This window comes from Porticoccus litoralis, from assembly GCF_030676955.1.
Taxonomy (GTDB): Bacteria; Pseudomonadota; Gammaproteobacteria; order Pseudomonadales; family Porticoccaceae; genus Porticoccus; species Porticoccus litoralis.
This window is the reverse complement of record NZ_JAUUUU010000007.1, coordinates 2754-29547: the sequence shown is the minus strand read 5'-3', so window position 1 is coordinate 29547 and position 26794 is coordinate 2754. Positions and strand designations below refer to the sequence as shown.

General features: G+C 50.5%; 21 protein-coding genes, 1 tRNA gene and 2 pseudogenes. 4 read left to right on the top strand and 20 right to left on the bottom strand.

All coding sequences use genetic code 11. The features are described from left to right. Positions 1 to 38: 38 nt before the first annotated feature. The 10 genes from rodA to Q8A57_RS10485 form a co-directional block, all read right to left on the bottom strand. Complete coding sequence (gene rodA, locus Q8A57_RS10530) at positions 39 to 1181, bottom strand: rod shape-determining protein RodA (RefSeq protein WP_439651675.1); 1143 nt, start codon at positions 1179 to 1181, stop codon at positions 39 to 41. Continuing rightward, entirely contained in the window at positions 1168 to 3027 is a 1860-nt protein-coding gene (gene mrdA, locus Q8A57_RS10525) for a penicillin-binding protein 2 (protein WP_305171069.1), read from the bottom strand. Before mrdA ends, rodA begins: the two co-directional genes overlap by 14 nt. A gap of 123 nt (positions 3028 to 3150) precedes the next feature. After that, on the bottom strand, positions 3151 to 5292 hold the full coding sequence (gene pnp / locus Q8A57_RS10520; protein ID WP_305171068.1) for a polyribonucleotide nucleotidyltransferase: 2142 nt from the start codon (positions 5290 to 5292) through the stop codon (positions 3151 to 3153). Positions 5293 to 5349: 57 nt separating this feature from the next. Continuing rightward, positions 5350 to 5616: a 30S ribosomal protein S15 gene (gene rpsO, locus Q8A57_RS10515; protein WP_305171067.1), complete on the bottom strand. Its 267-nt coding sequence runs from the start codon at positions 5614 to 5616 to the stop codon at positions 5350 to 5352. A 154-nt stretch (positions 5617 to 5770) separates the two neighbouring features. Beyond that, a complete protein-coding gene (gene truB / locus Q8A57_RS10510; protein ID WP_305171066.1) occupies positions 5771 to 6739 on the bottom strand; it encodes a tRNA pseudouridine(55) synthase TruB in 969 nt (322 codons plus the stop codon). Positions 6740 to 6742: 3 nt separating this feature from the next. After that, positions 6743 to 7141: a 30S ribosome-binding factor RbfA gene (gene rbfA / locus Q8A57_RS10505; protein WP_305171065.1), complete on the bottom strand. Its 399-nt coding sequence runs from the start codon at positions 7139 to 7141 to the stop codon at positions 6743 to 6745. 45 nt (positions 7142 to 7186) lie between these two features. Beyond that, positions 7187 to 9757 (bottom strand): translation initiation factor IF-2, encoded by a 2571-nt coding sequence (gene infB / locus Q8A57_RS10500; RefSeq protein WP_305171064.1) that lies wholly within the window; start codon positions 9755 to 9757, stop codon positions 7187 to 7189. Between the two features lie 29 nt (positions 9758 to 9786). Beyond that, positions 9787 to 11277 carry a transcription termination factor NusA gene (nusA, locus tag Q8A57_RS10495; protein ID WP_305171063.1) on the bottom strand — a complete coding sequence of 497 codons (1491 nt, stop codon included), beginning with the start codon at positions 11275 to 11277 and terminating at the stop codon, positions 9787 to 9789. A gap of 22 nt (positions 11278 to 11299) precedes the next feature. Next, positions 11300 to 11758, bottom strand: a complete 459-nt coding sequence (rimP, locus tag Q8A57_RS10490; protein WP_305171062.1) for a ribosome maturation factor RimP — start codon at positions 11756 to 11758, stop codon at positions 11300 to 11302. A gap of 151 nt (positions 11759 to 11909) precedes the next feature. Next, positions 11910 to 11986: transfer RNA gene (locus tag Q8A57_RS10485), tRNA-Met, on the bottom strand. Positions 11987 to 12221: 235 nt separating this feature from the next. Between Q8A57_RS10485 and cptA the strand changes: the two genes are divergently transcribed. Next, complete coding sequence (cptA, locus tag Q8A57_RS10480; protein ID WP_305171061.1) at positions 12222 to 13943, top strand: phosphoethanolamine transferase CptA; 1722 nt, start codon at positions 12222 to 12224, stop codon at positions 13941 to 13943. 74 nt (positions 13944 to 14017) lie between these two features. Here cptA and Q8A57_RS10475 read toward each other — a convergent pair whose 3' ends face one another. Next, positions 14018 to 14776 (bottom strand): substrate-binding periplasmic protein, encoded by a 759-nt coding sequence (locus Q8A57_RS10475; protein WP_305171060.1) that lies wholly within the window; start codon positions 14774 to 14776, stop codon positions 14018 to 14020. Continuing rightward, entirely contained in the window at positions 14683 to 15114 is a 432-nt protein-coding gene (locus tag Q8A57_RS10470; RefSeq protein ID WP_305171059.1) for an FIST N-terminal domain-containing protein, read from the bottom strand. Before Q8A57_RS10470 ends, Q8A57_RS10475 begins: the two co-directional genes overlap by 94 nt. Before the next feature lie 378 nt (positions 15115 to 15492). On the opposite strand from Q8A57_RS10470, the gene Q8A57_RS10465 reads away from it, so the two are divergent. Next, a complete protein-coding gene (locus tag Q8A57_RS10465) occupies positions 15493 to 16560 on the top strand; it encodes an agmatine deiminase family protein (protein WP_305171058.1) in 1068 nt (355 codons plus the stop codon). Between the two features lie 7 nt (positions 16561 to 16567). Further along, positions 16568 to 17449: a carbon-nitrogen hydrolase gene (locus Q8A57_RS10460; RefSeq protein ID WP_305171057.1), complete on the top strand. Its 882-nt coding sequence runs from the start codon at positions 16568 to 16570 to the stop codon at positions 17447 to 17449. 630 nt (positions 17450 to 18079) lie between these two features. Here Q8A57_RS10460 and Q8A57_RS10455 read toward each other — a convergent pair. The 8 genes and pseudogenes from Q8A57_RS10455 to Q8A57_RS11140 all read right to left on the bottom strand — a co-directional run. Next, positions 18080 to 19090 (bottom strand): NAD(P)/FAD-dependent oxidoreductase, encoded by a 1011-nt coding sequence (locus Q8A57_RS10455; protein WP_305171056.1) that lies wholly within the window; start codon positions 19088 to 19090, stop codon positions 18080 to 18082. Positions 19091 to 19112: 22 nt separating this feature from the next. Beyond that, on the bottom strand, positions 19113 to 19559 hold the full coding sequence (locus tag Q8A57_RS10450) for a DUF3429 domain-containing protein (RefSeq protein WP_305171055.1): 447 nt from the start codon (positions 19557 to 19559) through the stop codon (positions 19113 to 19115). Between the two features lie 162 nt (positions 19560 to 19721). Next, the gene (locus tag Q8A57_RS10445) at positions 19722 to 20456 is read right to left on the bottom strand and encodes an SDR family NAD(P)-dependent oxidoreductase (RefSeq protein WP_305171054.1); all 735 of its coding nucleotides are present in this window, start codon (positions 20454 to 20456) and stop codon (positions 19722 to 19724) included. A 272-nt stretch (positions 20457 to 20728) separates the two neighbouring features. Beyond that, positions 20729 to 21858 (bottom strand): annotated as a pseudogene (locus Q8A57_RS10440) (IS3 family transposase). Between the two features lie 546 nt (positions 21859 to 22404). After that, positions 22405 to 22803: a thiol-disulfide oxidoreductase DCC family protein gene (locus Q8A57_RS10435; RefSeq protein ID WP_305171053.1), complete on the bottom strand. Its 399-nt coding sequence runs from the start codon at positions 22801 to 22803 to the stop codon at positions 22405 to 22407. Between the two features lie 58 nt (positions 22804 to 22861). Beyond that, a complete protein-coding gene (gene hemH, locus Q8A57_RS10430) occupies positions 22862 to 23869 on the bottom strand; it encodes a ferrochelatase (protein ID WP_305171052.1) in 1008 nt (335 codons plus the stop codon). Positions 23870 to 24005: 136 nt separating this feature from the next. After that, the gene (locus tag Q8A57_RS10425) at positions 24006 to 24191 is read right to left on the bottom strand and encodes a DUF6435 family protein (protein WP_305171051.1); all 186 of its coding nucleotides are present in this window, start codon (positions 24189 to 24191) and stop codon (positions 24006 to 24008) included. A gap of 986 nt (positions 24192 to 25177) precedes the next feature. Beyond that, positions 25178 to 25384, bottom strand: a pseudogene (locus Q8A57_RS11140) (thermonuclease family protein); the annotation flags it as partial. A gap of 170 nt (positions 25385 to 25554) precedes the next feature. Here Q8A57_RS11140 and Q8A57_RS10420 point away from each other — a divergent pair. Beyond that, positions 25555 to 26163: a transglycosylase SLT domain-containing protein gene (locus tag Q8A57_RS10420; protein ID WP_305171050.1), complete on the top strand. Its 609-nt coding sequence runs from the start codon at positions 25555 to 25557 to the stop codon at positions 26161 to 26163. The last annotated feature ends 631 nt before the right edge of the window (positions 26164 to 26794 follow it).

Genomic DNA, 26794 nt, shown 5'->3' with positions numbered 1-26794 from the left:
TCAAGGGCTAGGCCCTTACCCCTCACCAACCTCAATGATCAAATGGATCGTTTTTTCTCTGTACTGACCGCCATCAGCATACCAAACCCCAACATCAGGGTCACAATGGAAGTGCCACCATAGCTCACCAGAGGCAAGGGCACCCCCACCACGGGCAAAATGCCGGAAACCATTCCCATATTCACAAACACATAGACAAAGAAAGTTAGCGTAACACTCCCCGCCAACAAGCGTCCAAACATGCTCTGGGCCCTCAAGCAGATGATGATACAACGGACAATGATCAGCAGATACAGCCCCATCAATAGCATCACACCCACCAGACCAAACTCTTCCGCCAGCACCGCAATAATAAAATCCGTATGGCTTTCCGGCAGGAAATCCAGTTGCGACTGGGTTCCCAGCATCCAGCCTTTGCCGTGTACACCACCCGAACCAATGGCAATGGTCGACTGAATAATGTTCCAGCCGGCACCCAGTTTGTCTGCTTCTGGATTAAACATCGTGAGAATACGCTGACGCTGGTAATCGTGTAGAACGTAATACCACATTACCGGCATCAGGGCTGTCGCCGCCACACCCGCAAATGCAAGATACCGCTTTGGCAACCCTGCCAGGAACAAGGCAAAAAACCCCGAAGCGGCAATCAAAATGGCGGTACCCAGGTCTGGCTGCAATATCACCAGCACCGGCGGCAGGGCAATGAATACCAGCGCCGCTATCACATGCATGAAACGTGGCGGAATTGCTCTCTGTCCAAGGTAGCTGGCAAGCATCAAGGGCACCGCCGCCTTGAGGATTTCCGATGGCTGAAAGCGAATGCCACCAATTTCCAGCCAGCGCTGGGCTCCTTTTGCGCCGACCCCCATAAACAACACCGCCAGTAGCAACAACACACCACCGAAGTAGGGCAAAAAAGCCCATCGAGCCATCAGTCTTGGCGGCACCTGAGCGGTCGCCACCATGACAGCGCAACCCACCGCGTAGTTCACCAGCTGGTGCTGAACATAATAGAGACTCTGTCCACTGGCACTGTAGAGAATAAATAAACCGACCGCTGCCAACAGGGTTAACAACAGGAACAGCGGCACATCCAGATGCACCCTCTGCCATTGGCTAGGCGCACCATAAATGGCGGCCCCGCCGGAACCCATACGGCGAACAAAATCACCCTGACTCATCGGTCACCTCATTCGCCAGAGCATCCGGGTAATAGGCCATGTAGGCGTCGATTAACTTGCGCGCTACCGGGGCTGCAGTACTGCTGCCGTGCTCACCATTTTCCACCAGTACGGACACGGCAATTCGTGGATTTTCAACCGGTGCAAAGGCGATGAACAGGGCGTGATCGCGATTGCGTTTAGCCACTTTTTCCGCATCGTATTCCTCATCCTGCTTGATACCGATCACCTGTGCCGTACCTGTCTTGCCAGCAATATGATAGTTCAGTCCCTTATTGATGCCCTTGGCTGTCCCCCGCAAGCCATGCACCACTTCCTGCATGGCCGTGTGAACGTAGTTCCAGTTATTTTCCGAGGCCTTAATGATCCCCGCGGGTGGAGGAATGCTGTGTTGTTTTCTCACCAGTTGCGGAGAGCGAATCTCGCCACGACTGGCCAGACGTGAGGTAGCCACGGCCAACTGCATGGGTGTCGCCAGGGTATACCCCTGCCCGATACTGGTATTGACCGTATCGCCGGGATACCAGGCAATCCCCTTGGCAGCCCTCTTCCAGGGCCGGGATGGCATGATACCCGCGCGCTCTGAGGGCATATCCAGACCCGTTTTCTGGCCCAGTCCAAAGCGTGTGCCGTACAACGCCAGGGTATCAATAGTCATTTTGACACCCACGTCGTAAAAAAAGGTATCGCAGGACTGGATGATGGCATCACTAAGATAAATGCGGCTGCCATGCCCACCCTTTTTCCAGTCCCGGTATTTTCTTTCATCGTTTTTAAGTTGGTAAAAACCGGGGTCATAGATGCGGTAATCCTGGCTGATGGTGCCACTCTGCAATGCCGCTAACCCGTAGATAGGCTTGACCGTTGATCCCGGCGGGTATTGACCCTGTAGCACTCGGTCAAACAACGGACGATCAGGGGAATCCAACAGAGCACGATAACTCTCGACACTAATCCCGGTAACAAACCCATTGGCATCAAAACTCGGAGCACTGGCCATGGCCAGGACACCACCAGTGGCCACTTCAATGGCCACCACCGCCCCTCGCTCACCGGCCAAGCTTTCGAAGGCGACGTGCTGAAGGCGACTATCCAGATAGAGGTGAAGGTCCTTGCCGGGCTCGGGAGCAGTCTGCTCCAGTTGTCGCATCACCCTACCCCGGGCGTTGGTTTCAACCGTCTGGTAACCCACTTGTCCCAGCAACTCATCTTCGTAGAATTTTTCCAGACCGGTTTTACCCACCACTAAGGTGCCACTGTAACGCACAGGGTCCAGGTCCTGAATTTCCTGGTCATTGATGCGCCCCACATATCCCAATACGTGAGACATCTCCGGTCCCAGGGGATAGTGGCGCAGCAACTGTACGGTCACCTCCACTCCGGGCAGGCGATACTCGTTTACCGCGAGCACACCCTGTTCCCGTTCATCCAGATTAACCTTAAGGAGCACTGGTTCGTAGGGGCGTCGACGGCGTTGCATTTGTTTCTGGAAACGTTCCAGTTCGACCTCGGACACACCCACCAGCTGATCCAGCTCAGCAATCAGGGTATCGAGGTCTCCGGCACGCTCTTTGACGATGGACAGGTTGAAACTGGGACGATTGTCCGCCAGCAGAACACCGTTGCGGTCATAGATGAGGCCTCGGGTCGGCGGCATGGGCTCCACGAGAACCCGGTTTCGATCTGACAGGGTCACCAGACCTTCGTGTTCCAGCACTTGAAGATGGTAATAGCGCCAGAGTAATACCCCGGCCATGATCAACACTACCAGCAGGGTAAACAGCAACCGTCCCACGTACAGGCGGTATTCCTGTATCGGGTTCTTGATGGCGCGATCTTCATTCATGGACAGTGATTGTACCCGCAAGTTGTCATCTATCGACAACAGAGATAGCACTGAGTGCCTACGCTTTTGTCGGCGCACAAAAAAACGGGGCACAGGCCCCGTTTTTTATCGCTATTGAAGGTATTACTCGTTGGGCTGAGCAGCATCTTCAGCCGACACCTCGGCAGCGGTTTCCCCTTCATCCTCGAGGAGTTCTTTCATGGACAGTTTGATTCGGCCACGGGCATCAACATCGAGCACCTTAACGCGAACCTGCTGACCTTCCTTGAGGTAGTCGGAGACATTTTCCACACGCTCTTTGGCAATCTGGGAAATGTGCAGCAAGCCATCGGTTCCCGGCATGATGGTCACAAAGGCACCGAAGTCGACAATGCGCGCCACAGTTCCTTCGTAGACCTTGCCCACTTCCGCTTCGGCAGTGATTTCCTCAATGCGGTAAATCGCATCCTTGAGGCTATCACCGTCGTCACTGTAGATACGGATCGTGCCACTGTCATCGATATCGATAGTGGCGCCGGTTTCCTCAGTCAATGCACGGATTGTTGCACCACCTTTACCGATCACATCGCGGATTTTATCGGGATCAATTTTCATGGTGTGGTAGCGAGGTGCAGACTCAGCCACTTCCTCGCGGGCTTTATCAATCACCTTGTTCATCTCACCCAGGATATGCAGTCGGGCCTGCAGAGCCTGACCCAGGGCGATATCCATGATCTCTTCAGTAATACCCTCGATCTTGATATCCATCTGCAGTGCGGTCACGCCTTGGGCAGTACCAGCCACTTTAAAGTCCATATCGCCGAGGTGGTCTTCATCGCCGAGAATATCGGTTAGAACTGCAAAGCCATCGGGCTCTTTGACCAGGCCCATAGCGATACCAGCAACAGGTGCTTTCAGGGGCACGCCAGCATCCATCAATGCCAGGCTGGAGCCACACACGGAAGCCATGGAGCTGGAGCCATTGGATTCAGTGATTTCAGACACGACGCGGATGGAGTAGGGAAACTCTTCCGTGTTAGGCAGCACTGCGGCGATACCACGGCGAGCCAGACGACCATGACCGATTTCCCGGCGACCGGTGGCACCCATGCGACCGCACTCGCCCACCGAATAGGGAGGGAAATTGTAGTGCAGCATGAACGGGTCTTCACGACGACCTTCCAGGGCATCAATCATCTGTGCATCACGCATGGAACCAAGGGTGGCAACGACCAGCGCCTGGGTTTCACCGCGGGTGAACAAGGCCGTACCGTGGGCACGGGCCAGAACACCAACTTCAACATCAATACCGCGAACGGTTTTGCCATCACGGCCATCAATACGGGGTTCACCACGAATAATGCGACCACGAACAATTTTCTTTTCGAGCTTTTTGAACGCATCGCGCACGTCTTCTTCAGATACGCCAGACTCTTCATTGGCCAGTGAAGCGATAGCTTGGCTACGCAGGCTGTCGAGTTGTGCAACACGCTGTTGTTTATCAGTAGTTCGATAGGCTGCATCCAGCGCTTCACCAATCTGTGCCTTGAGAGCATCGGCCAAAGCTTCGTTGAGAGGCGCTGCCTGCCACTCCCAGCGGGGTTTGCCTACTTCGCGGGCCAGTTCGTCGATGACTTGAATTACGGCCTGCATTTCCTGGTGAGCGTAGAGCACAGCGCCCAACATGATATCTTCGGGCAACTCGCGGGCTTCGGACTCAACCATCAGCACAGCTTCGCGGGTACCGGCTACCACCATATCCAAATCGGAGTCTTCCAATTCAGAATAGGTCGGGTTCAGCAGGTAACCTTTTTCACGGTTGTAGCCCACTCGGGCACCACCGATGGGGCCGTTGAAAGGCACACCGGAAATCGCCAGCGCAGCAGATGTACCGATCATGGCCACAATATCGGGATCGACATTTTTTTCCGCTGACATCACGGTACAAACAACCTGCACCTCATTTTTGAAGCCATCGGGGAACAGCGGGCGAATCGGACGATCGATGAGGCGAGAGGTCAGGGTTTCTTTTTCAGTCGGACGACCTTCACGCTTGAAAAAACCGCCGGGGATCTTACCGGCCGCATAGGCTTTTTCCTGGTAATGCACACTGAGAGGGAAGAAATCCTGCCCCTCTTTTGCGTCTTTGGCACCAACAACGGTGCAGAGTACTGCTGTCTTGTCCATGGTACACATCACTGCACCTGTGGCCTGGCGTGCAATCCGCCCGGTCTCCAGCGTCACAGTATGGTTACCGTATTCAAATGTTTTAATTACGGGATTCACTATTTTCACCTATTCCTTACGCATGAACGGCTCCCGTAGGAGCCGTCAGCAATTCTATTAACGACGCAGTCCAAGCTTTCCAATCAGCTGAGTGTAGCGGTTTGCGTCCTTACTTTTGAGGTAGTCCAGCAGTTTACGACGCTGGTTTACCATGCGGATCAAACCACGACGAGAGTGGTGATCCTTTTTATGATCACCGAAGTGACCTTGCAGTTTGTTGATATTGGCAGTCAGTAGCGCCACTTGTACTTCCGGCGAACCGGTATCGCCCTCAGCCTGGGCGTGTTCTTTAACAATGGCTTCTTTTTCAGCTGCAGTTAACATGGTTTTTTCTCCAATATGCGGGTTTCGATTCGGGGTGCCCGCGCATATTTACAGGTACCCTAGTAATAAAGGCGGGTGTCAATCACTGCTCCCCGCCCAACAATTGCTCTCAATGAGCAAATTCCACAGCTGTCGTCCCCAAAGGGCGCAACAACTAAAATACGACCAATCGTTTGGGCGCCACTCGCCCGTCGTCGGTGACCTCCGCCACCCCCAGAAACAGGGCACTGGTATCACCCGGGGATACGCCCCCATTTTCGTCCCTGTTTTCAAAGACGCGCACTATATCGCCTTCTTCGGTCTGTTGATAGACCTGCGGCACCATTACCGCTTGCCCCTGACGGAAGTAAAAGGCTGCATCTTCTGACAGCCCGATCGCCGTCAAGTGCCTAATGCCAGCGTCCATGGTGAGCAACCGCGTGTCCAGGGCCTGTTCACCCTCACTCTCGCGCAAAGCCTCAAGGTCCGGCAGGCTGATGGCCTGGGATTCATCAAAAGGACCGGCTGCCGAGCGGTGTAAGCTGGAAACATAGGCTCCACAGCCAAGCCGCCGCCCGATATCTTCTGCCAGTGTGCGCACATAGGTGCCCTTACTGCAGTGAATCTCTACGTCCGCTTCGGGAAACTCACCTTCCATGAACGACTTGAGGTCCAGCGAGAAGATAGTTACCGGCCTCGCCTTACGTTCAATCTCAACGCCCTCGCGAGCCAGCTTGTACAGCGGTTGCCCATTGTGCTTCAGCGCCGAATACATGGACGGTACCTGTTCGATGTCGCCCCGAAATTCGGGTAGCACCGTCAACAGCTGTTCTTCTGTCAAGTCAGGTGCGCCATCCTCACTCACCACCGCACCATCTGCGTCACCACTGGCAGTGGCAATGCCAAACCGGAACGTTGCCCGATAACACTTATCTGCATCCAGCAGAAACTGGGTAAACTTTGTGGCTTCACCCAGACACACAGGCAATACCCCGGTGGCCAGGGGGTCAAGACTCCCCGTGTGTCCTGCTTTTGCCGCACCAAACAAGCGACGGACTTTTTGCAGCGCACTGTTGGATGATAGTCCCAACGGTTTATCCAACAGCAAAATGCCGTTAACCGGCCTGCCCTTACGACGACCCAATGCTTATTCCTCCCCGGAAGAATCCGGGTCGCGGTGTCGTTGTTTATCGCTGTTCACGGCGTACTCAATCAGTGCCGATAATTCCTGGCCGCGTTTACCGCTGAGGTCATAGATAAAACGCAATCGCGGAGTCACCCGCAACTGCATACGCTTGGCGATTTGGGAACGCAAGAAACCGGCTGCACCGTTGAGCAACTCGGCGGCTGCCTCGCTCTCTTGTGCTGACTCGGCACCCACCAGATTCACAAACACTTTGGCACTGGACAGGTCACGACTGACCTCGACGGCAGTGATGTTGACCATCCCCAACCTCGGGTCGCGCATTTCATCGCGAATCAGCTGTGCCAACTCCCGTTGAAGCGCATCGGCAACCCTGTCATTACGGGTAAATTCTCTGGGCATAAAATCAGTCGACCTGAAGTTACCGGTTAGCGACTACGGCAACCGTTAAAGTTGGCGCGCCACTTCCTTGATGTCATAGACCTCAATCTGGTCGCCATTCTTGATATCGTTGTAATCTTTAACACCGATACCACACTCCATGCCGTTACGTACTTCGTTCACATCGTCTTTAAAGCGGCGTAGAGACTCGAGTTCACCTTCATAAATGACCACGTTATCCCGCAACACACGGATTGGCTTGTTGCGATAGACAGTGCCCTCGATCACCATACAGCCAGCCACGGAGCCAAACTTGGGCGAACGGAATACATCGCGCACTTCTGCAATACCGACAATCTCTTCTCGCTTCTCCGGAGCCAACAGACCACTCAACGCCTGCTTCACATCATCGAGCAGGTTGTAGATAACACTGTAGTAACGAAGGTCAACATCTTCTTCTTCCGCCAGCTGACGGGCAGCGTTATCAGCACGCACGTTAAAGCCAATCACGGCGGCGCCTGTTGTAATCGCCAGGTTAATGTCGGATTCATTGATTCCACCAACACCTGAACCGACCACATTGACTTCCACTTCGTCAGTGCCGATATCGGCCAACGCTGAGAGAATCGCCTCCAGGGAACCACGCACATCGGTCTTCACCAGCACCTGCATGACACCTTTTTCTTGCGCTTCGAAGGTGGCAAACATGTTTTCCAGTTTCGATGCCTGCTGACGTGTCACTTTTTCCTGGCGCGCTTTTTCCTGGCGCATTTGCGCCAGTTCGCGGGCCTTGCGCTCATCTTCGACCACCAGGAATTCCTCACCGGCGGCGGGTGGCACATCCAGACCGAGAATTTCCACCGGGATAGATGGTCCGGCTTCCGTAGCAGGGCGGCCAGCTTCATCAGACATCGCACGAATTCTGCCAACACTCTCACCGGCCAACACCAGATCACCCTTGCGTAGAGTTCCCGCCTGAACCAGGGCAGTTGCCACCGCGCCACGGCCTTTTTCAAGGCGGGATTCAACGATCACACCTTTACCCGGGCCGCTTCTCTGGGCCGTCAATTCCAGCAGTTCTGCCTGCAGCAGTACCGCATCCAGCAAGTCATCAATGCCCTCACCGGTGTGGGCAGAGACTTTCACAAACTGTACGTCACCACCCCACTCTTCAGGGATCACATCTTTAGTAGCCAGCTCATTGATGACCCGATCAGGATCAGCGGCTTCCTTATCAATCTTGTTAATCGCCACCACAATAGGCACACCGGCAGCCCGGGAATGCTGAATGGCTTCCTCGGTTTGCGGCATCACACCATCATCGGCGGCCACCACCAGGATGACTACGTCGGTGCTCTTGGCACCACGGGCACGCATGGCCGTAAAAGCGGCGTGGCCAGGGGTGTCGAGGAATGTCACGGTACCCTTCGGTGTATCCACGTGGTAGGCACCGATGTGCTGGGTAATACCCCCCGCTTCCCCGGAAGCCACTCGGCTTTCACGGATGTGGTCCAGCAATGAGGTCTTACCATGGTCGACGTGTCCCATGACCGTTACCACAGGTGGGCGAGGCTCAAGATTTTCTTCTACTTCCGCCTGCAGGGCCCTGATCATCTTCAGCTCAGCCTCTTCCTCAGAGACTGCTACCGGGGTGTGACCCAGCTCTTCAACCACCAGAATAGCGGTATCCTGATCAATCGCCTGATTGATCGTGGCCATGGTGCCCATCTTCATCAATTCTTTGACGACAACAGCGGCTTTCACATTCATGCGCTGCGCCAGCTCACCCACCGATATTTCTTCTGGCACCTCTACTTCGTGGATGATTTTGTCTGTGGGCTTCTTGAATTTGTGCTTGTTCTCAACCCTGATAGGAACCGGTGTCGCAGAGCGCAGGCGTGGTTTTTTCTGGTCGGCGGTGTCGTCAGACTCGTCCACCACAGCCTTCAGGATATCTTCTTTCTTGCGTTTCGGGTCCTTGATAGCGCCCCGCTTCTTGGCCTTTTTGGGCGCCTCCTCAGAATCGTCGGCTTCGTCACCTTCTCTGACGTGCTTTTTAACGTGCTTGTGGGCGTCAGTAACCACAGGTTCTACCGCGGGCTCAACGGCCTCAGGCTTGGACTTCCCTTCCTGCTTTCCTTCCACAGCAGCTGCTTCCTGCTGTTTGCGTGCAGCTTCTTCCTCAGCCTTCTGGCGCGCTTCTTCCTCTGTCTTGCGACGGGCTTCGATAGCAGCCTGACGCTGCAGTTCCACATCATCAACAACGCGGCTGACAGGGGCCTCTACAGCCGCCGGTGCTTCCTGCCCTGCATCTGTTTCGGATTTTTCTTCTGCAACCTCTTCCATATCACGTTTCACGTAGGTGCGTTTTTTGCGCACTTCTACATTCACGGTCTTGCGTCCCGCACCGGTTTTGAGGGTACTTACGGTCTTACGCTTTAACGTGATTTTTTTCGGTTCGCGGGTTTGCTCGCCGTGCAACCCTTTCAGGTATGCCAGCAACTTCTGTTTTTCCTCATCGCTGACAGGTGCGTCAGGAGAGTTGTGGGGCAAACCTGCCTCCTGCATTTGACTCAGCAGGCGGTCGACGGATGCTCCGACAACCTTGGCAAGTTCGCTTACAGTGACTTCAGCCATCAGTGTTCCTCGATTTTCCGCCGTATCGTTTAGTGGTCGCCCTCATCGGCGAACCAGGGTGCCCGTGCTGTCATAATCAGTTCAGCGGCGCGTGCCTCATCGATATCAGCAATATCCAGCAGGTCTTCTACTCCCTGCTCAGCCAGATCTTCCATGGTCACCACACCCCGGGCAGCCAGTGTGTGAGCCAATTCATCATCCATCCCTTCCATGGAAAGCAGGTCTTCTGCCGGCTCCGAAACCTCTTCCTCAGAGGCCAGCGCCATAGTCAGCAGTGCATCTTTGGCGCGGGCACGAAGCTCTTCGGCAACGTCCTCATCAAAACCTTCGATGCCCGCCAGCTCTTCCAACGGGACATAAGCCACTTCTTCTACGGAAGTAAAGCCTTCTTCCACAAGCACCATACCCACGTCTTCATCCACATCGAGACGCTTCATGAAGGTAGATACCAGTGAACTGGATTCTTCCTGTTGCTTGCTTTCCGCTTCGTCGGTGGTCATCACGTTGATTTTCCAACCAGTCAGCTCGGATGCAAGACGGACATTCTGTCCATTGCGGCCAATGGCCATGGCCAAGGATTCTTCTGCCACGGCTACATCCATGGAGCGGGTTTCCTCGTCCACAATAATGGACTCAACTTCTGCCGGGGCCATAGCGTTAATCACCAACTGTGCCGGGTTGTCGTCCCACAGCACAATATCGATTCGCTCGCCGTCGAGCTCATTGGATACCGCCTGAACACGCGCACCGCGCATACCCACGCAGGCTCCCACAGGGTCGATGCGGCCATCATTGGTCTTCACCGCAATCTTGGCACGGGAACCGGGGTCACGGGCTGCTCCACGAATCTCAATCACTTGCTCGGCCACTTCCGGCACTTCGATGCTGAACAGCTCAATCAGCATTTCCTTGCACTTACGGCTCAGATAAAGCTGCGGACCACGACTTTCGGAATTGATTTCCTTGAGAATGGCGCGAACCCGGTCGTTGATACGAAAGACTTCGCGGCCAACCAGTTCTTCGCGGGGCATCACTGCCTCGGCATTGTTGCCAAGATCCACAATAATGTTTTCACGGGTCACTTTTTTGACAGTGCCGCTAATCAGGCTACCCACCTGGTCGCGGTATTGCTCCACCACCAAAGCACGCTCGGCATCGCGAACTTTCTGCACGATGACCTGCTTGGCCGTTTGGGCAGCGATGCGACCAAAACCGATGTTCTCCACCTGCTCTTCAAAAACGTCACCAGCTTTGAGTGCCGGGTCTTTTTCGTGAGCCTCTTCCAAGGTGAACTGGGTGCCTAATTCCGCGAGGGTGTCGTCATCCATCACTTCCCACCAACGGAAAGATTCGTAATCGCCGGTATCGCGGTCGATGACGACACGGATGTTTGCATCTTCGTCATAGCGCTTTTTGGTCGCCGTGGCCAGGGCCTGTTCGATGGCCTCAAAAATCACGTCCCGGGAAACACCTTTCTCATTGGAAACGGCTTCCACTACCATCAAAATTTCTTTGTTCATTCAGTCAGCCTCACAATCGCCCTCAAAATCGGGGTACGACATTTGCCTTTTCAACGCTATCCACAGGAAACAGGTACTCGTGATCATCGACGACCAACAGAATATCCTCTCCCTCAACACCATTCAGGCGACCCTTGAATTTTCGCCTGCCTTCGTAGGGGAAGCGCAGCTTAAGTGCCACCTCTTCACCGACATACCTTTGGAACTGCTCCAAATTGTAAAGGGGCCGCTCCAGACCCGGGGATGAAACCTCCAGGGTATATTCTCCACTGATGGGATCTTCAACATCCATTAGACTGCTGACCTGGCGACTGACTTTTTCACAGTCCTCAACCGTCACGCCTTCCTCAGCCCGATCAATGTAAATACGCAGCAGTGCCGAGCGCCCTGACGACAAGTATTCCAACCCCCAAAACTCACAGCCCAGGGCTTCCACCACCGGGGCGATCATTGCTTTGAGCGTTTCCTCTTTTGTCGCCACGGCAACCTCATGATTTCACAATCAAAAAATGGGCACACGGCCCACTTCATACTGCTTTTTTGGTACCTAACAAAAGGCCCCTAAGAAGGGGCCTTTTGACAGCGCCTAAAGCTGGCGCCCGGTATCAGCAACATTCGCTGACACCCATAATTGGTAGCGGGGGCAGGATTTGAACCTACGACCTTCGGGTTATGAGCCCGACGAGCTACCAGGCTGCTCCACCCCGCATCAAACTGCATGGCTTTTCAGCCGTGGAGACTGAGCAAGTCTCCTGCACCCACCAGGTCATAACTCCTAGTTTCGCCCGAAGCCTCCAATTGGCTGCTTCAAGGGCCGTGAATTATAGGGATGCCCCCACATGCGGTCAAGGACAATCACGCCTATCAAGCCTCTTTACTTAAGATTGTGTTAAGAGTGCGTTCGTATAGTGGGCTGCAAACCTTATAGACCTTTGGATTCAGCCATGCGACACGTTGCGACCAAACATCCCATACTCTGGGCTTACCTGTTTGTAGCCTTATTTTCTCTCAGCTACCAACTCCCGATCTATGCAACCGGCATGTCCGGATTCCCCGGTTTACGTGACGTGTTTTTAGCCAGCTTTGCCTGGCTGATACCGATGTTTCTGGTGCCCCGCTATAGCCGCATATGGCTGGCACTGGCGGGGCTCATCATCTGGCCGGCAGCTCTGGTCTCGTTATTTTACTTTGTCATTTACGGGCAGGAGTTTTCCCAGAGCGCCATCTTTATTGCTTTTGAGTCCAATGTCGCGGAAGGCAGCGAGTTCATTCTTTCCTACTGGAAATGGTGGTTCACCCTCTTGCTGATCGGCTTTAGCGCCATTCCCGTTTGGATGTGGCGACAGACCCAACCCCTTCAGATGAGCCGCCGTGCACGTATGACCTACGCAATGGTTTTCACCCTGATCGCTTTCTGGCCGTTTATTGGCACAGTGCTGTTTGATCCCGGCAAAACAGTACACAACGCCCTGGAGCATCAGCTGGCCAGGGTCGAACCATCCGCCCCCTGGAACCTGGTTGTGGGTTACACCAAATATCGAGAACAGATGGCTGGTATGGAAGAACTGCTGGCCCAGAACCGGGAGGTGAAACCACTGCAGCACCTAGCCACTGATAGTGACAAAGTGTTGCCGGAAACAGTGGTACTGGTTATTGGTGAATCCACCAACCGCCAGCGTATGAGTCTATATGGCTATGAGCGCCAGACCACACCACGTCTCGACGCCCTACGCAATGCCGGTGATTTGCTGGTGTACCAGGATATTGTCACCCCCCGCCCCTATACCATTGAAGCGCTTCAGCAAATTCTTTCATTTGCCGACTCAAAGCACCCGGAACGCTTTTTTACCCAGCCGACACTTATCAATATGATGAAACAGGCGGGCTACGACATCACCTGGATCACCAACCAGCAGACTCAAACCCGCCGCAACACCATGCTCACCACCTTTTCCCAGCTGGCAGATCACCAGGTATACCTGAACAACAACCGGGAACAGAATGCCAGCCAGTATGACAGCGCAGTGCTGGAGCCCTTTACCGAAGCACTCAACACGTCTGCCGCGAAGAAGTTAATCATTGTGCATTTGCTCGGCACCCACCGCGCATACCATTACCGCTACCCGCAGGAAGAAGCGGTATTCAGCGGCCGGGAAGATGTCCCCGAATGGATTACTCCGGAACTGATGGATGAGTACAACAGTTATGACGACGCCATTCTCTTTAACGACAAGGTGGTCTCGACGCTGATCGACGATACCCGCCAGAAAGGTGGCAACAGCCTGCTGGTGTATTTTTCCGATCACGGCGAAGAGGTCTACGATAACCCGGACGAACTGTTTACCGGCCGCAATGAAGGTGATCCTTCCTCGGCTATGTACACTGTTCCTTTTATTGTCTGGGCCTCCCCGGAGTTCAGACAACAGCGGGATATGGCGTCATGGCGGGCAGCTGAAAACCGCCCCTACTCCAACGCCTACTTCATCAACACCTTTGCAGAAATGGTGGGGCTGAGCTTTGACGAACTCGATCACAGTGCCAGCCTGATTTCTGATCATTACCGGCCAATGCCTCGATGGATTGGCGATCCGAACGATCCCGGCTCGCTGCGTGATTACAGCAGTATCGAAGACAGCGAGAACCAGCTACAGGTGGTTAAAAGATAAGAAGAGGAGCCGATCAAAGGGCTCTAATGGCGCTTTGATCAGGAAGAGATGAATAAAGTTACTGAGATTGAGTATCAGGGTGCAGGCTTGGCCGGCAATTCGTAACTGACCTGATACTCATTGAAGAGCGGCGCCATCTGTCCACCATCGATCATGGCCATCACCGCGGCATCCACTTTGTTGGTCAGCTCCGGAAAGGTAGCTTTAACAGCAATGCCGATATCCCAGGCGCGGCGGGGCCAGCTAACGATGCTTTCATCGGAGATAGCAAACTTCTGGCTATCCATCTGCCTATCTAAGTCGTCACCCGAAGCCTTTACAGACCATTCCACCTGACTGCGCATACCGGCAACCGCATCAATCTCGCCCTTTTTCAAGGCGCTCACCGCCTCATCGATGGATAAAAAGAGCGTCACCTGCTCGACCAGGCGGCCGCGCAGTGCTGTGGTGAGGGTCAGGTCTGGAACACTATCTACTTCAACGCTAACCTTGTGGTACATAAATGGTGCCAGGTTGACCAGCTCAGCCAGTTTTTCCGTGTTCCGCGCTACCGTCCATCGCTCTTTGTGATAGGGGGCAACAATACTGACCTTGTCATTATCGTAATTGATGTCGTAGGGAACGCGCAGCATGATATCTGCAACGCCACCACCCATGTAATGACACTTCCACACGGCATTGCGCAGATCATCATTCAGGGTTTCATCCGGGGTCAGCCAAAACCAGGCTGGCTGCACACTCAACTGCTCGGCAATCTTCTTGCCGACTTCAACGTCGATCCCTGCCGGTGAGCCTTTTTCCAGATAGGAATAGGGCGGAAAGTCCCGGTACACGGCGATACGTAGAAAACCTGGTTATCTTTGAAAAACATATCGTCCCCGGCAGAGCCACCCACTAGTGGAATATTGCTCAGGGAATCGTTGAGGCTCTTGAGTACCAGCTCTTCCCGAATAGAAAGACCATCGAGTAGCGACGAGGCAAAACTCCACCCCCACAAGGGAAGCAGTGCTTTTTGATTAAAGTTGAGCATCTCCTGCTTTAACAGAGCGTGGTGTCTGAAAAGGAAAAATGATGCAGCCTGACCGCCAACTGCTACAGCACTGAACAACGCCGCAGCCAGCGTTGAGTATGCGAACTGCTTATAGTTCGGTCTATGATTACGCAATTTCATCTCTAGAGCTCCTGTTTCTCTTATCTTTCTCAAATGCTTTTTATGCTTAGGCGCGATTATTTAAGTCCCCACACCATTTCTTATCTGGGAAACTAAATAATTTAAAAGTTAGGATTTCCCATACGACCAAGTATCTGCCTGCATATGGCTGCCAACAATGACACTTGGGAATGAACTAAGCTCGTCAATAAGCAGGACGACACCGACCGGATAAGAGGGTCAAATTTTTATCAAAACGAGTCGCCAAGTACCCATAATCACTCTTGACCGGAAAACTAAGCATAGTCCACCCACAGGAAAACGACGGGTAAAACGAACCACCACAAAGACGGCGAATATGGTAGATTGCCGGCGTTTTCACGGAGATAAAGACCAGAGATGAGCGCACCGAAAATTCGCTTACCCGCGGAGTGGGAACCACAGGATGCCATCCAGCTTACCTGGCCCCACAAAGATACTGACTGGCAGCACCTGCTGCCGGAAGTCATTCCCATTTACACGCGACTGGTTCAGCTACTGACGACCAGGGGCCATGTGATTATTGGTGCCCCGGCAAATGAAATTGAGCCCATACAGCAGCGGTTTGCCGCCCTGGGTGTGCCTGAGGAAAAACTGCACCTCTACCCGGTAGTGTCTGATGACACCTGGGCCAGGGATCACGGCCCAATTACCGTTGCAGAAGGGGATACCCTCTGTTTGCTGGATTACCAGTTCAATGGCTGGGGTGAGAAATACGCTTTTCAGCAGGACAACCGCATTACCGGGGAATTGTTTCGCCAGGGAGCTTTCCCCGGTGCCACCCTGCAACCAAAAACCTTGGTATTAGAGGGCGGTTCCATCGAAAGCGATGGTGAGGGCACGCTGCTCACCACGGCTGCCTGTTTGCTGAATCCCAATCGCAACCCAACCCTGAGCCGTGAAGAGATTGAGCAACAACTTTGCACTGATCTCGGCATCCGCAAAATCAACTGGCTGTACCACGGTGCCATGGAAGGTGACGACACCGATTGTCATATCGACACCCTCGCCCGGCTCTGCCCGAACAACGTCATTGTTTATCAAGCCTGCGATGATGAATCCGACAGTCACTACGCTGAACTGCAACAGATGGCCGAAGAACTGGAAGCCCTGACCTGCCCCCACGGACAACCCTACCAACTGGTGCCCATGCCGTGGCCCTCGGCAAAATACGATGAGGATGGCCACCGGTTGCCAGCCACCTACGCCAACTTCCTGATTTTCAACGGCATGGTGATCGTTCCCACCTACCGGGATACCAATGACGAAGCAGCCTTGGAACAAATGGCCCTCGTCTTCCCGGGCTACGACATTCAGGGGCTTGATTGCCTGCCCATAATCCACCAGCATGGCAGTCTTCACTGCATTACCATGCAACTGCCCAAGGGCGTAGTGACCCCGGCAGCGCAACAAAAGCAACAGGGGTAAACACCTTATGACCGAGCTGACCATTGGTGTTGTGCAGCACGCTTGCGGTGCTGATATCGACGCAAACCTGCAAAAGACTCTGGAAGGTATTCGCGCCACGGCAAGCCAGGGTGCCAACTTGGTAGTGCTTCAGGAACTGCACCGCAGCCTGTATTTCTGTCAGCAGGAAAACCCCAATCTGTTTGACCTGGCGGAAACTATTCCCGGCCCCAGCACCGACACACTCGGGGCGCTGGCCAAAGAGCTGGGCGTGGTGATCGTTTCCTCACTGTTTGAACGCCGTGCCGCCGGGCTGTACCACAACACAGCGGTGGTGCTGGACAGCGACGGCAGTATCGCCGGCAAATACCGCAAGATGCATATCCCGGACGATCCCGGCTACTACGAGAAATTCTATTTCACCCCCGGCGACCTCGGTTTTACCCCTATTCAGACCTCCGTGGGCAAACTCGGCGTACTGGTGTGCTGGGATCAGTGGTTCCCGGAAGCCGCGCGTCTAATGGCGATGGCCGGTGCCGACATGCTCATTTACCCCACAGCCATTGGCTGGCATCCACCGGATGACGACGCCGAGAAACAACGCCAGCGCGATGCCTGGATTACCATCCAGCGCGCCCATGCCGTCGCCAACGGTTTACCGGTGATCAGCGTCAACCGCATTGGCCATGAAGCAGACCCGAATGGCGGACCTGGTGCAGATTTCTGGGGCTCCAGTTTTGTCGCCGGACCCCAGGGTGAAATTCTCTGGCAGGCAGATAGCGAAAGCGAAAGCTTTGCTACGGTCAAAGTAGATTTGGCCTGTGGTGAAGACGTGCGCCGTATTTGGCCCTACCTGCGTGACCGGCGGGTGGATCATTACACCGATCTGACCAAACTTTACCGGGATTAAGCCTTGCGGGTATCATGGCCTCCGAAGCCCCATGTTCGACATTGAGACGGCCTTGAGATTTGCCTTCAACCGCCATCGCATAAAAAAGCTGCCAGTGAAACGAAGTTGAGACAGCTTTTTCGTCTAGATTGACGCATTACTCTATTGGCTAATCTGTTACTTAGTGTTTCTCGTAAGCCCTAACCAACACGGGCTCCTTGAAAAGAAATGATTCACCTAACAATAATTGACCCATTAGTATTGATATTTTAAGGTTTTCTTAAGACCCGCCCGCTAGCATAACCGTGGTAAATGAGATTCATATTTATGAGGCAATCAAACCATCAGTGCATATAAATTTACCATCCTAAACAGCCAAATAAGCAATGTTTATGAGTGGCAAGATGGCATGTGGCGTAAAGAGAGGTTAAGTGCCAACGAATCTTGGTCCTTGGATGGCGCGAATGTAATCAAAAGCGAATACGAGCAAGGATTACTTGAAGTAACGACTTATACAGACACTAATAATGATGGTGTCTACTATAAAGCGTCAAAATCTTACAGTACTGGTTCGTCTCCATATGAATATAGCACCTATAGTGACTTCGATAATTACGAAGAAAATGACTATGATTTAACTTTGACTAGGCCCTACAACCATTGCTTAAGCTCTTTTGCTAGTGCTAACCCACTCAAATAAGCAGATTCTACTCTTCCGCCCATCAGCCAGTCGCCACAAACCCCCAGTCGTAGCTGGTGATCTATGAAACAATCCTCATTATCTGAGGAAACTTCCTCAGATATTTCGATGTTTGCATAACGCCAGAGGTGCAATCTTGAATACTCAGGTTCAGGCATCGTTTTGGCCATCAGCCTTTCCAACTCACACCAAAGGGTTTGCTGAACGCACGTAGGGGAGGCATTCCGATGTTGCTCTGCCCAGTTATTCGTAGAGTGTAGCAGCAGTCCCGCTCTATTATCCCGGCCCGGGCGGGATGACTGCCACGCCAACCAGCCAATGGGGGAGTTCTTCACCACTGCAGCCTCCCAGGGAATTTTAGGTGCTCTAGAAAACCCTAGTAGCAGACTGTAGCAACTGAGCATTATAGTATGGGCCACTTTCTCATAGCTGACAAAAGATGTCGGCAGCAGTCCAGCGGCCTGCGGTGCTGGGATAGCGCAGACAACCCACTCAAAAGGACCGTGGTAGGTGTTGTTGCTATCCCTCAATAACCACCCGGCAGATATCCTTTTAAGTAACTGAACCTCGGTATTCACCATTATATTGAGACCAGATGCTACCAGTTGACAAAGCATATTCATGCTCGGAACAGCTATATAATGAGGTTCATACCAGTCGCGCCCATAGGATTTCCGGTCATCGCCCAGGGTTGTAGTTCGTGGGTGCCATTCATTCACATGGCCTGCAGTAATGAGTGGTTTCAGGTAACCCTTGAAGGCGCGAGCTCGAGCTGTCATAAACTGTGCGCCGTAATCAAACTGAAAGCCCTCTCCGTCACATGTCGCTATACGCCCTCCTACACGAGAGGATTTTTCAAAAACAGTCACATCGGCATGACCATCAAGTTCTCTTGCCAGGGTCAACCCAGAAAAACCGGCTCCGATAATAGCGAGACGAGGTAATTCCAGAACTACAGACATTAGTTTCTTGCCTCTCCTAGGATCAAAGGGCAATTAATCCATAGCTGAAAAGCGATAGTACGGCCAGCGTACTAACCTGAAGTCGAAGGTTATAAAACCACGGAGCAAGCAGTTGCTGGTTGAGAAGAGCGGAATCAATCAAAAGTAGGAAAAATAGGCAAAGAATCAGTATTATTAAATTCAAAAAAAAGATAGAGAAGATAGACAACCAGGCTAACAAGGCAATAATATTGCTGTACAAGAAAAGGTTCAGAGGGCCTTGTTTGAATAAAAAAATCCCCCAATGAATCCCGGCAATGAATGAGACAATAACAGCGCTGTAAGCGACAAGCAACGCTTCCACACCAAATCCAAATATCACGTTATTCCCTGTAAAAAATAGATAGATAGGGAAATAAATAAATGGCAGCAAGCCACTATAAGCAAGTGCTGAAGCTAAGCGCTGATTGCGAGTATGGTTAGTATACATTTTTTACATAATTTGCAAAAATTACAGCGATGAACCCAATGTCCAGAAAATTTTTTTGATAAGGGTTTTAAGAAATTCCATAGAGTCCAGTATTTTTTTCACCAAACAACCTATGGAAAATGTTATTTTTTAACTTCTCGAAATGCTGCCAAGTCATTATGGTCACCACTGAATCTCATTAGCTTGCCAATCAATGTATAACGCATCTCCAACTTTTTTTATATTATCAAGAATAGAGAGTAACTGAGCTGCTACAAATTCGGCAGAAAATAATTTCTCTGGTGGTACATTTTTTTTAAATGGTCTGGATAACGCCGTATCAGTGGTACCGGGGTGAAATGCAACTAACTGAACATTTTTTGCCCGTCGAGCATACTCGATTGATGCTGTCTTAATCAGCATGTTTAGTGCTGCTTTCGAGGCTCGGTAGCTGTACCAGCCGCCTAGCTTATTATCACTGATACTCCCAACACGTGCACTAAACAGTGTCAAAGTACATAACTGATGACTGCGCAATGGCTCCAACAGGTGTTTCAACCATATAAGTGGCGTAAAAGTATTTACTTTGAATACCTCTTCAACACTGGAAAGATCAATATCTTCAAGCCTTTTTTCAGGAAATATATTGTCACCCTCGTGCAGTATACCGTTGCAAATAAATACTCTAATAAAGTCGCCAGGCTCATCCTTTAGGACTTGAACGGCTTTCGCTATGTCAAGCTCTTTGTAATCGCATACAATCCAACTCACTTTTTTTGATAATATAGCTTCTACAGGTCGACGACTCACCGCATAAACCCTGTCAATACACTGGTCACTGCAAAGCCTATTTACTAGCTGCTTTCCGATTTCGCTGGATGCACCTATAACTAATGACTTCATTATTGATGAGCTCATAGAGAAATCCTATCAATATTAGATGATTGGTAATGTTATAGGTTAACAAGCTTTTAATTCTGCCTTAAAGCCCTTATCAAAATACCCTTCTCATCTCTAGATACTTGCCTATCTATCGGCATACGCCATAGTTTACCATCACACGTAGAGTAATACTTACAACTTGCCATGCATCCTCTACAGGGCAATCTTTTCATACATTTTTGAGGAAGCGGAGTCATTGGTTTTTCCTTTTTCATTTTTGGAGTATACGCAGGACTGATCGTATCAGTTCAGCCTGAACTCATACGCTTACACATAATGTGCTGGCCCGGGTTATACCCAGTTTCTACGGACGGTTTAAAAACGGCTAAAATCTTTTGATCCTGCATGGCAACTCTACGTCTCATTCTGGAGTTATGGAATCGCTCAAGATAATCGAACACGCCAGCTCGCGCTTCGTTCCGTGTACGATACCGGCGATGGCGAACTCTCTTACGTTTGAGCATGCCAAAAAAACCTTCGCAAACGGCATTGTCTCCACAGTGACCCACTGCGCTCATGCTGCTGATCAAATCGTTCCGCGTTAGCAGCTTCTGATAGTCGCCACTCGTAAACTGACAGCCTCGATCTGAATGCAAGATGACGCTGGCGGTTTCCTGCCGCTGCCACGCCGCCATTTCTTCAGCTCTCATCACCATGTGCCGATCCTGGCGATGATGCATGGACCAGCCAATGACCAGCTTACTGTACAGATCCAGCACGACGCACAGATAAAGTTTGCCCTCCTGGATCTCAATTTCTTTGATATCAGTGACCCATTTGGTATCTGGCTCTGAGGCCGTGAAGTCCCGCTCAAGGTGATTCATAATCCCCGATGGACGCGCGGTCGAACGACCCTGACATCTGCCTTTCTTCCGAGGCCGTCCCTGGAGACCATGCGCTGACATCAGCCGGGCTAAACGGTTCAGACTGACGCTTTCTCCTTCGGCCCGCAGATCCTCATGCATCCGTGGTGCCCCAATGATGCCACCACTATCATCATGAATTTCTCGAATACGCCCGAGCAGCGGTGCATTCTCAGACTCCCAAGCGTAATAACCGCTGGCTGACACCTTCAGGCAGCGGCACATGAGGCGTATAGGAAAGTTGGTGCGACAACGTTGAATCGCCTAATCCCTTAGAACGACCCCTTGGCGAAGAACGTTGCCGCTTCGCGCAAAGAATCCCGCTCCTTTTTCACCCGCGCCAGCTCTCGCTTCAAGCGGACAACCTCCTCATCCCGCGGGATATCAATGACGACAAAGGCCTTGCCGGAAACGTCTTCGGCCTCTCTTTTCCAGCGGCTCAGCAAATTGGCATTGATCCCGATCTCCAGGGCAATCTGTCGGCAGCTCACCTCGGGCTGGCGGGTCAGTGCAATGGCTTCACGCTTGAACTAAGCACTGTACTTTCTTCGCTTGGTCATGAACACTACTTATAGGCATATTGTGCCTCTTTTTGGATGTGTCCGTAGAATCAGGGTAGACCCCCCCACAGATGAATCGCCACTAGTTTCCCAGACCCCATTCAACCTCCAAAAAAGCTAGATAGGCAAAGACTGCAGAACAAGCGAAAGGCTTTGGATAACTGTTATCACATCCAAAAGCTAAATACATTACTCACTGAAAACAAGAATCTCCGGATAGGCCTTTGAATGCGGCTCATCAGTTTCGCTATTCACTCTTTTTTTATATGGGGCGACACTATTGGAGTAAGAGACGGATAGGTTCTAAAGAGCATGCTTGAGCTATTTGAACGCAAGATGCTTTTTGTGAACTTGATCTCATTACACGGTAACACTTAACCAGGAAGGCCAGAGGCTGAATTACGACTCACTGCAACGATCTGAACTATTTCGGGTTCAGACATTAATTCTGTAATGATGACCAGGGAAAAGATCACTACTCCCGTCGAGCAATAGTGTAAGTCACGGCTCTTCCCGCTTAATTTCACAGACCTCACAGCGATCACTGCCGGTTAGTAACCTTGAAATTCGGGTACGGTGCTTGGCAAAAAAAAGATACATACAATGCGATACCTGCTTGACCACAGGCCAGCGCAGCGCTGCAACCCAGTGACGTTTCCCCACTAACATCCACGCAGTATAAGTTACGTCCAGACCATAGATCATTTCACCGCTGGCTAGCTGAGCATGAAGTATCTGATCAGCACGCACAGGGTCAATATGTGGAAAGCGCTGAGCAAAACCTTTGGCATGAATATCTTGCAGCGCAATTTTTTGCTCGCTATCGTACCTGGATAAGTGCCGCATCTCCATGGCACAGAGTGGACAGCCGCCATCATAAAAAATGGTTAGCTCCGTCATACTGTTTCCTCAGCAACCAAGAGCGCACTGCAAGAATCACTATTGGCGAGTATAATCATCAATTGTCCAAGACTAGTTTTTTTAGGCAGTCAATCCACAGTGGGTGGTCATTTAAACTCTCCACTAGCTGGATTTTCTCACCGCCATTCTTCACAAAAATCTGTTGGTATTCATCGCCTATTTCAATCACTGTCTCGAGACAATCTGCGGTAAACGCGGGCGAGAACACTAGTAGCTTTTTGTCACCTTGTTTGGCTCGAGCCTCCACTACTTTGTCTGAAAAAGGCTCTAGCCAGTTCTTATCGAGGCGCGACTGGAAGCAAACAGTGTAATCGGACTCCTCAAGCCCCAACTTTTCTGCTAGAAGTCGGGTTGTAGCAAAACAGCTGGCTTTATAGCAATACTGGCTATCAGTCGTGATCTCATGCACGCAATTCCGATCTGCACACAAGCCTTCTTCGTATACCTTATCAACATGACGGGTAGGTAGCCCGTGGTAAGAAAACAACACATGGTCATAATCGTTCAGATCATACTTACTAGCGCGGTCGACAATTGCATCAAGAAAATCAGGGTTGTCGTAATACTGGCTGATCAACTTTAGTTCGGGTATTGCCCACCATGTCCTAATTTCTTCCATTACCATTTCCAGCGCTGAGCCAGTTGAAGCCGATGCATAATGTGGGAACATTGGCAGCACAACGATGCGGGAATAATTGAGCTTCTTCATTTGAGCCAGCACGTCTGGAATGCCCGGGTTTTTGTATCTCATCGCCAAATGTACGCTGTAATCATCACCCAAGGTATCATCCAGTAGCCGGGCGACTTTTTTACTGTAATAAAGCAGCGGTGAGCCCTTTTCTGTCCACAGCTTCTGGTAAATTTTGGCTGATTTTGCTGCCCGGAACGGCACGATAACAAGATTCACAAGTATTTTTCTAAGCAGCCAAGGTAAATCCACAACCCGCGGGTCATTCAAGAACTGGAAAAGATAGGACCGAACATCTGCAGTGGACGGGCTGTCCGGTGTACCTAAGTTTATTAACAAAACACCGATTTTTTTCATTTATGAATTATGCCGCATAGTTATAGATTTAAGAGAATTAGCCAAACATATTTTCCAGCAATCAAAAAATGTATCACAGAATTATAACGCCATAAAAAACAATACGTATAAATGCAGAAAATGGGTGACCCTATTTTCATATAAGGTTATTTTTTGCGTTTTTCAGCTTTTGTATATTCTGGTTGATATTTTCGGCTTCGTTAGTAATCATTGAGTAGGACTCTATATCTCCATTTCTTTGTGCGTGCATAGCCTGTTCTAGCTTTGCTTCATAAGCTTTTTGTAATTTTTTGGTGGGGTCCTTTTTAAAGAAAGAAAACATATACGTTACTTTATAATGGGTTGTACTTTGTATACGTATATAACTAGTTTTTGGTTCTTCAGTTTATGCCTCCATAAGTTACGAGCTGTTTCCATGACCCGGCTCTCACTATTGTATCATTGGTCTCACCTGAAGGAGGCGAACTCTGAGGGCTGAGTGCTTGCAAGAAGGTGATATAAATGCACATCGTCAAACAACTTCGGGCTCAGAAAAGCATAATTTAAGAGGCAGTTAGCTCATCGGCGTTGCTTGTCTCAAAGTATCGCACCCCCCCACTACATCCAAAGGGATATTATATCATTCACTCAGAACCAAAAGCTGCGGGAAGCTCTTTGAATGAGATACAGCAGCATCGCTATTTACTCTTTTTTGTATGTGAGGCTACTCTCTTGGAGTATGAGAGCGGTATTAGCTTATTACGAATGAAAGGATATCCAAGGAAAATGAACATCAAATGACTACACTGTTGTTTACGTCGACAATGATCGCGATATAGGATCAGAAATGGCCATCAAGCTAGTGGGTTTGCACGATCTGACAGCCTCTGACTTTATTTTGTAGGTGAGACTATCGAGACGACTATACAGCCATCTCTTTATAACACTGAATCTGTCTTCAAAAAAATTACTGATAAATACAATATTAAACGTGATGCAAAGTAATAAGTGCGATTCTCAAGCCCATATCGCTAAATTAGTTAAACTATCTGGGTTAGAAGACAAGATTCTTGACCTTGAGCTTAGGGAAAAGATTCTACTTAGCGAAGAGGAGATCCTTTGGGATGAAGTGCACGCTGTGCAAAGGGACTTGGATTACTTAAAGAGTATTCAAAAATAGTAATCAATACCGGATAGTGTTCTCTACAATCAGTCTTACTCACCTGATCTAACGCTTGATCCTTCGCCACTGCCATGGCTCTATGGGTTTATCCTCAGCCCACAACCTCAATCTGTTCACCTTGGCATTACCCTCGGCCTCTTCGCAAGCTATCTGATCCATCTGTGACTGCTGTTTCTTATAATACCGATACCACCACAGGCCATACCAGCCTTTATCTGTTCCAGATTGATGTCTTGGCCGTTTAGGATGACTTTCCCCAAGTCTCGGCCATAGCGGTCTTGCTTGTTTGATTCAATAAGAACCTGCTTACCCGCAACAATGCCTGCCAAGCACTCTTGAGACTTGCGCCCATAAGGCTGTAAGGGGGCGCAAGCGGGTCAAAACTAAATATATGAGCTTAGAGGGGTGCTATAGGGCATCCATGGCGTTAGCTGTGGCAAGGAGTTGGTTCTAATGGCTAGGCATCAATGGTATCTTATAGAAATACTGTAACTCAGAATATTTAGAATGGAGCATTTAGCTGATGAGCTTGCGTAATCTTCTCATTGCGATCTTCGCTCTTGCCCTCAGCGGCTGCGCAAACTCCCCCCCAAAATCAGTTGAAAGTGCTTGCTCAATACTTTCTGAAAAAAGAAATTGGTATAAAGCATCTCGTAAAGTAGAAAAAAAATATTCACTTCCTATTCATGTTCAACTAGCAATAATTAGACAAGAGTCTAGCTTCAGGCATAATGCTGCCCCACCAAAGAAAACCCTACTAGGAATTCCACTTTGGTGGAGGATATCCAGTGCCTACGGTTTTGCGCAAGCAAAAGATGAGACGTGGGAATGGTACATGGAAAAAACTGGCAACTGGGGGGCAGACAGGGATAATTATGGCGACGCAGTAGATTTTATAGGGTGGTATTCTAGTGTTTCTCAAAGGACACTAGGTATTTCAAAATGGGACGCTTTTTCTCAATATCTCGCATACCATGAAGGTCATACGGGCTATAAAAATAATACATATAAGGGAAAACCTTGGCTAGTGAGTGTTGCTAAAAAAGTAGAATCCTACTCCTCAACATACGCCGCACAACTAGCAGGTTGCCGAAATAAACTGAAATCCTCTGCATGGTGGTGGCCATTTTAAATTATCATAATATTACCTATACATCTTATGTAGGTCGTCAAAGAAATCCGGACATAGCCACGCCTGATTCAACAGACAGTTAGCTGATCGTTTCCTCTAGGGTTAAATATGAGCCAAAACGGCTTATTAGGCGAACAGGCAATTTAGTCCAAATTCTGCTGACGGATGGTACTTATTACATTGCTTAATTGTTATTCCTCAAAGACCAGATCAATCCTCCAAAAATAATAGATACAATAATCACTTTTAGAAGTAAATTTTCTCCCTTGTCAAAGAGACGAACTATCAACCAAATTACGTAAAGAAAAAATAACGCTTTCTGCGGGGTGTTGAACACCATATTTTTCTCCTCGTGGTGAACTTGATAGATTGTGGTATTTATTGAACTAGTAAATGCTGGCAGTGTCACCATCAAACTCTGGAGCTTATAACATCATTCGCTCAAAACCAAAGTCTGCGAGAATGTCTTTAAATACGATCCAGCAGCTTCGCTATTCACTCTTTTTTGTATCTGGGGTGGTACTACTGGAGTAAGGGGGCTGGAATAGCCCCCCCCCGGGGGGGGGGGGGGGGGGGTTTTAGAAAAAAAAAACAAAAAATTAAATTAAATTTTAGAATAATTTTAAATAAA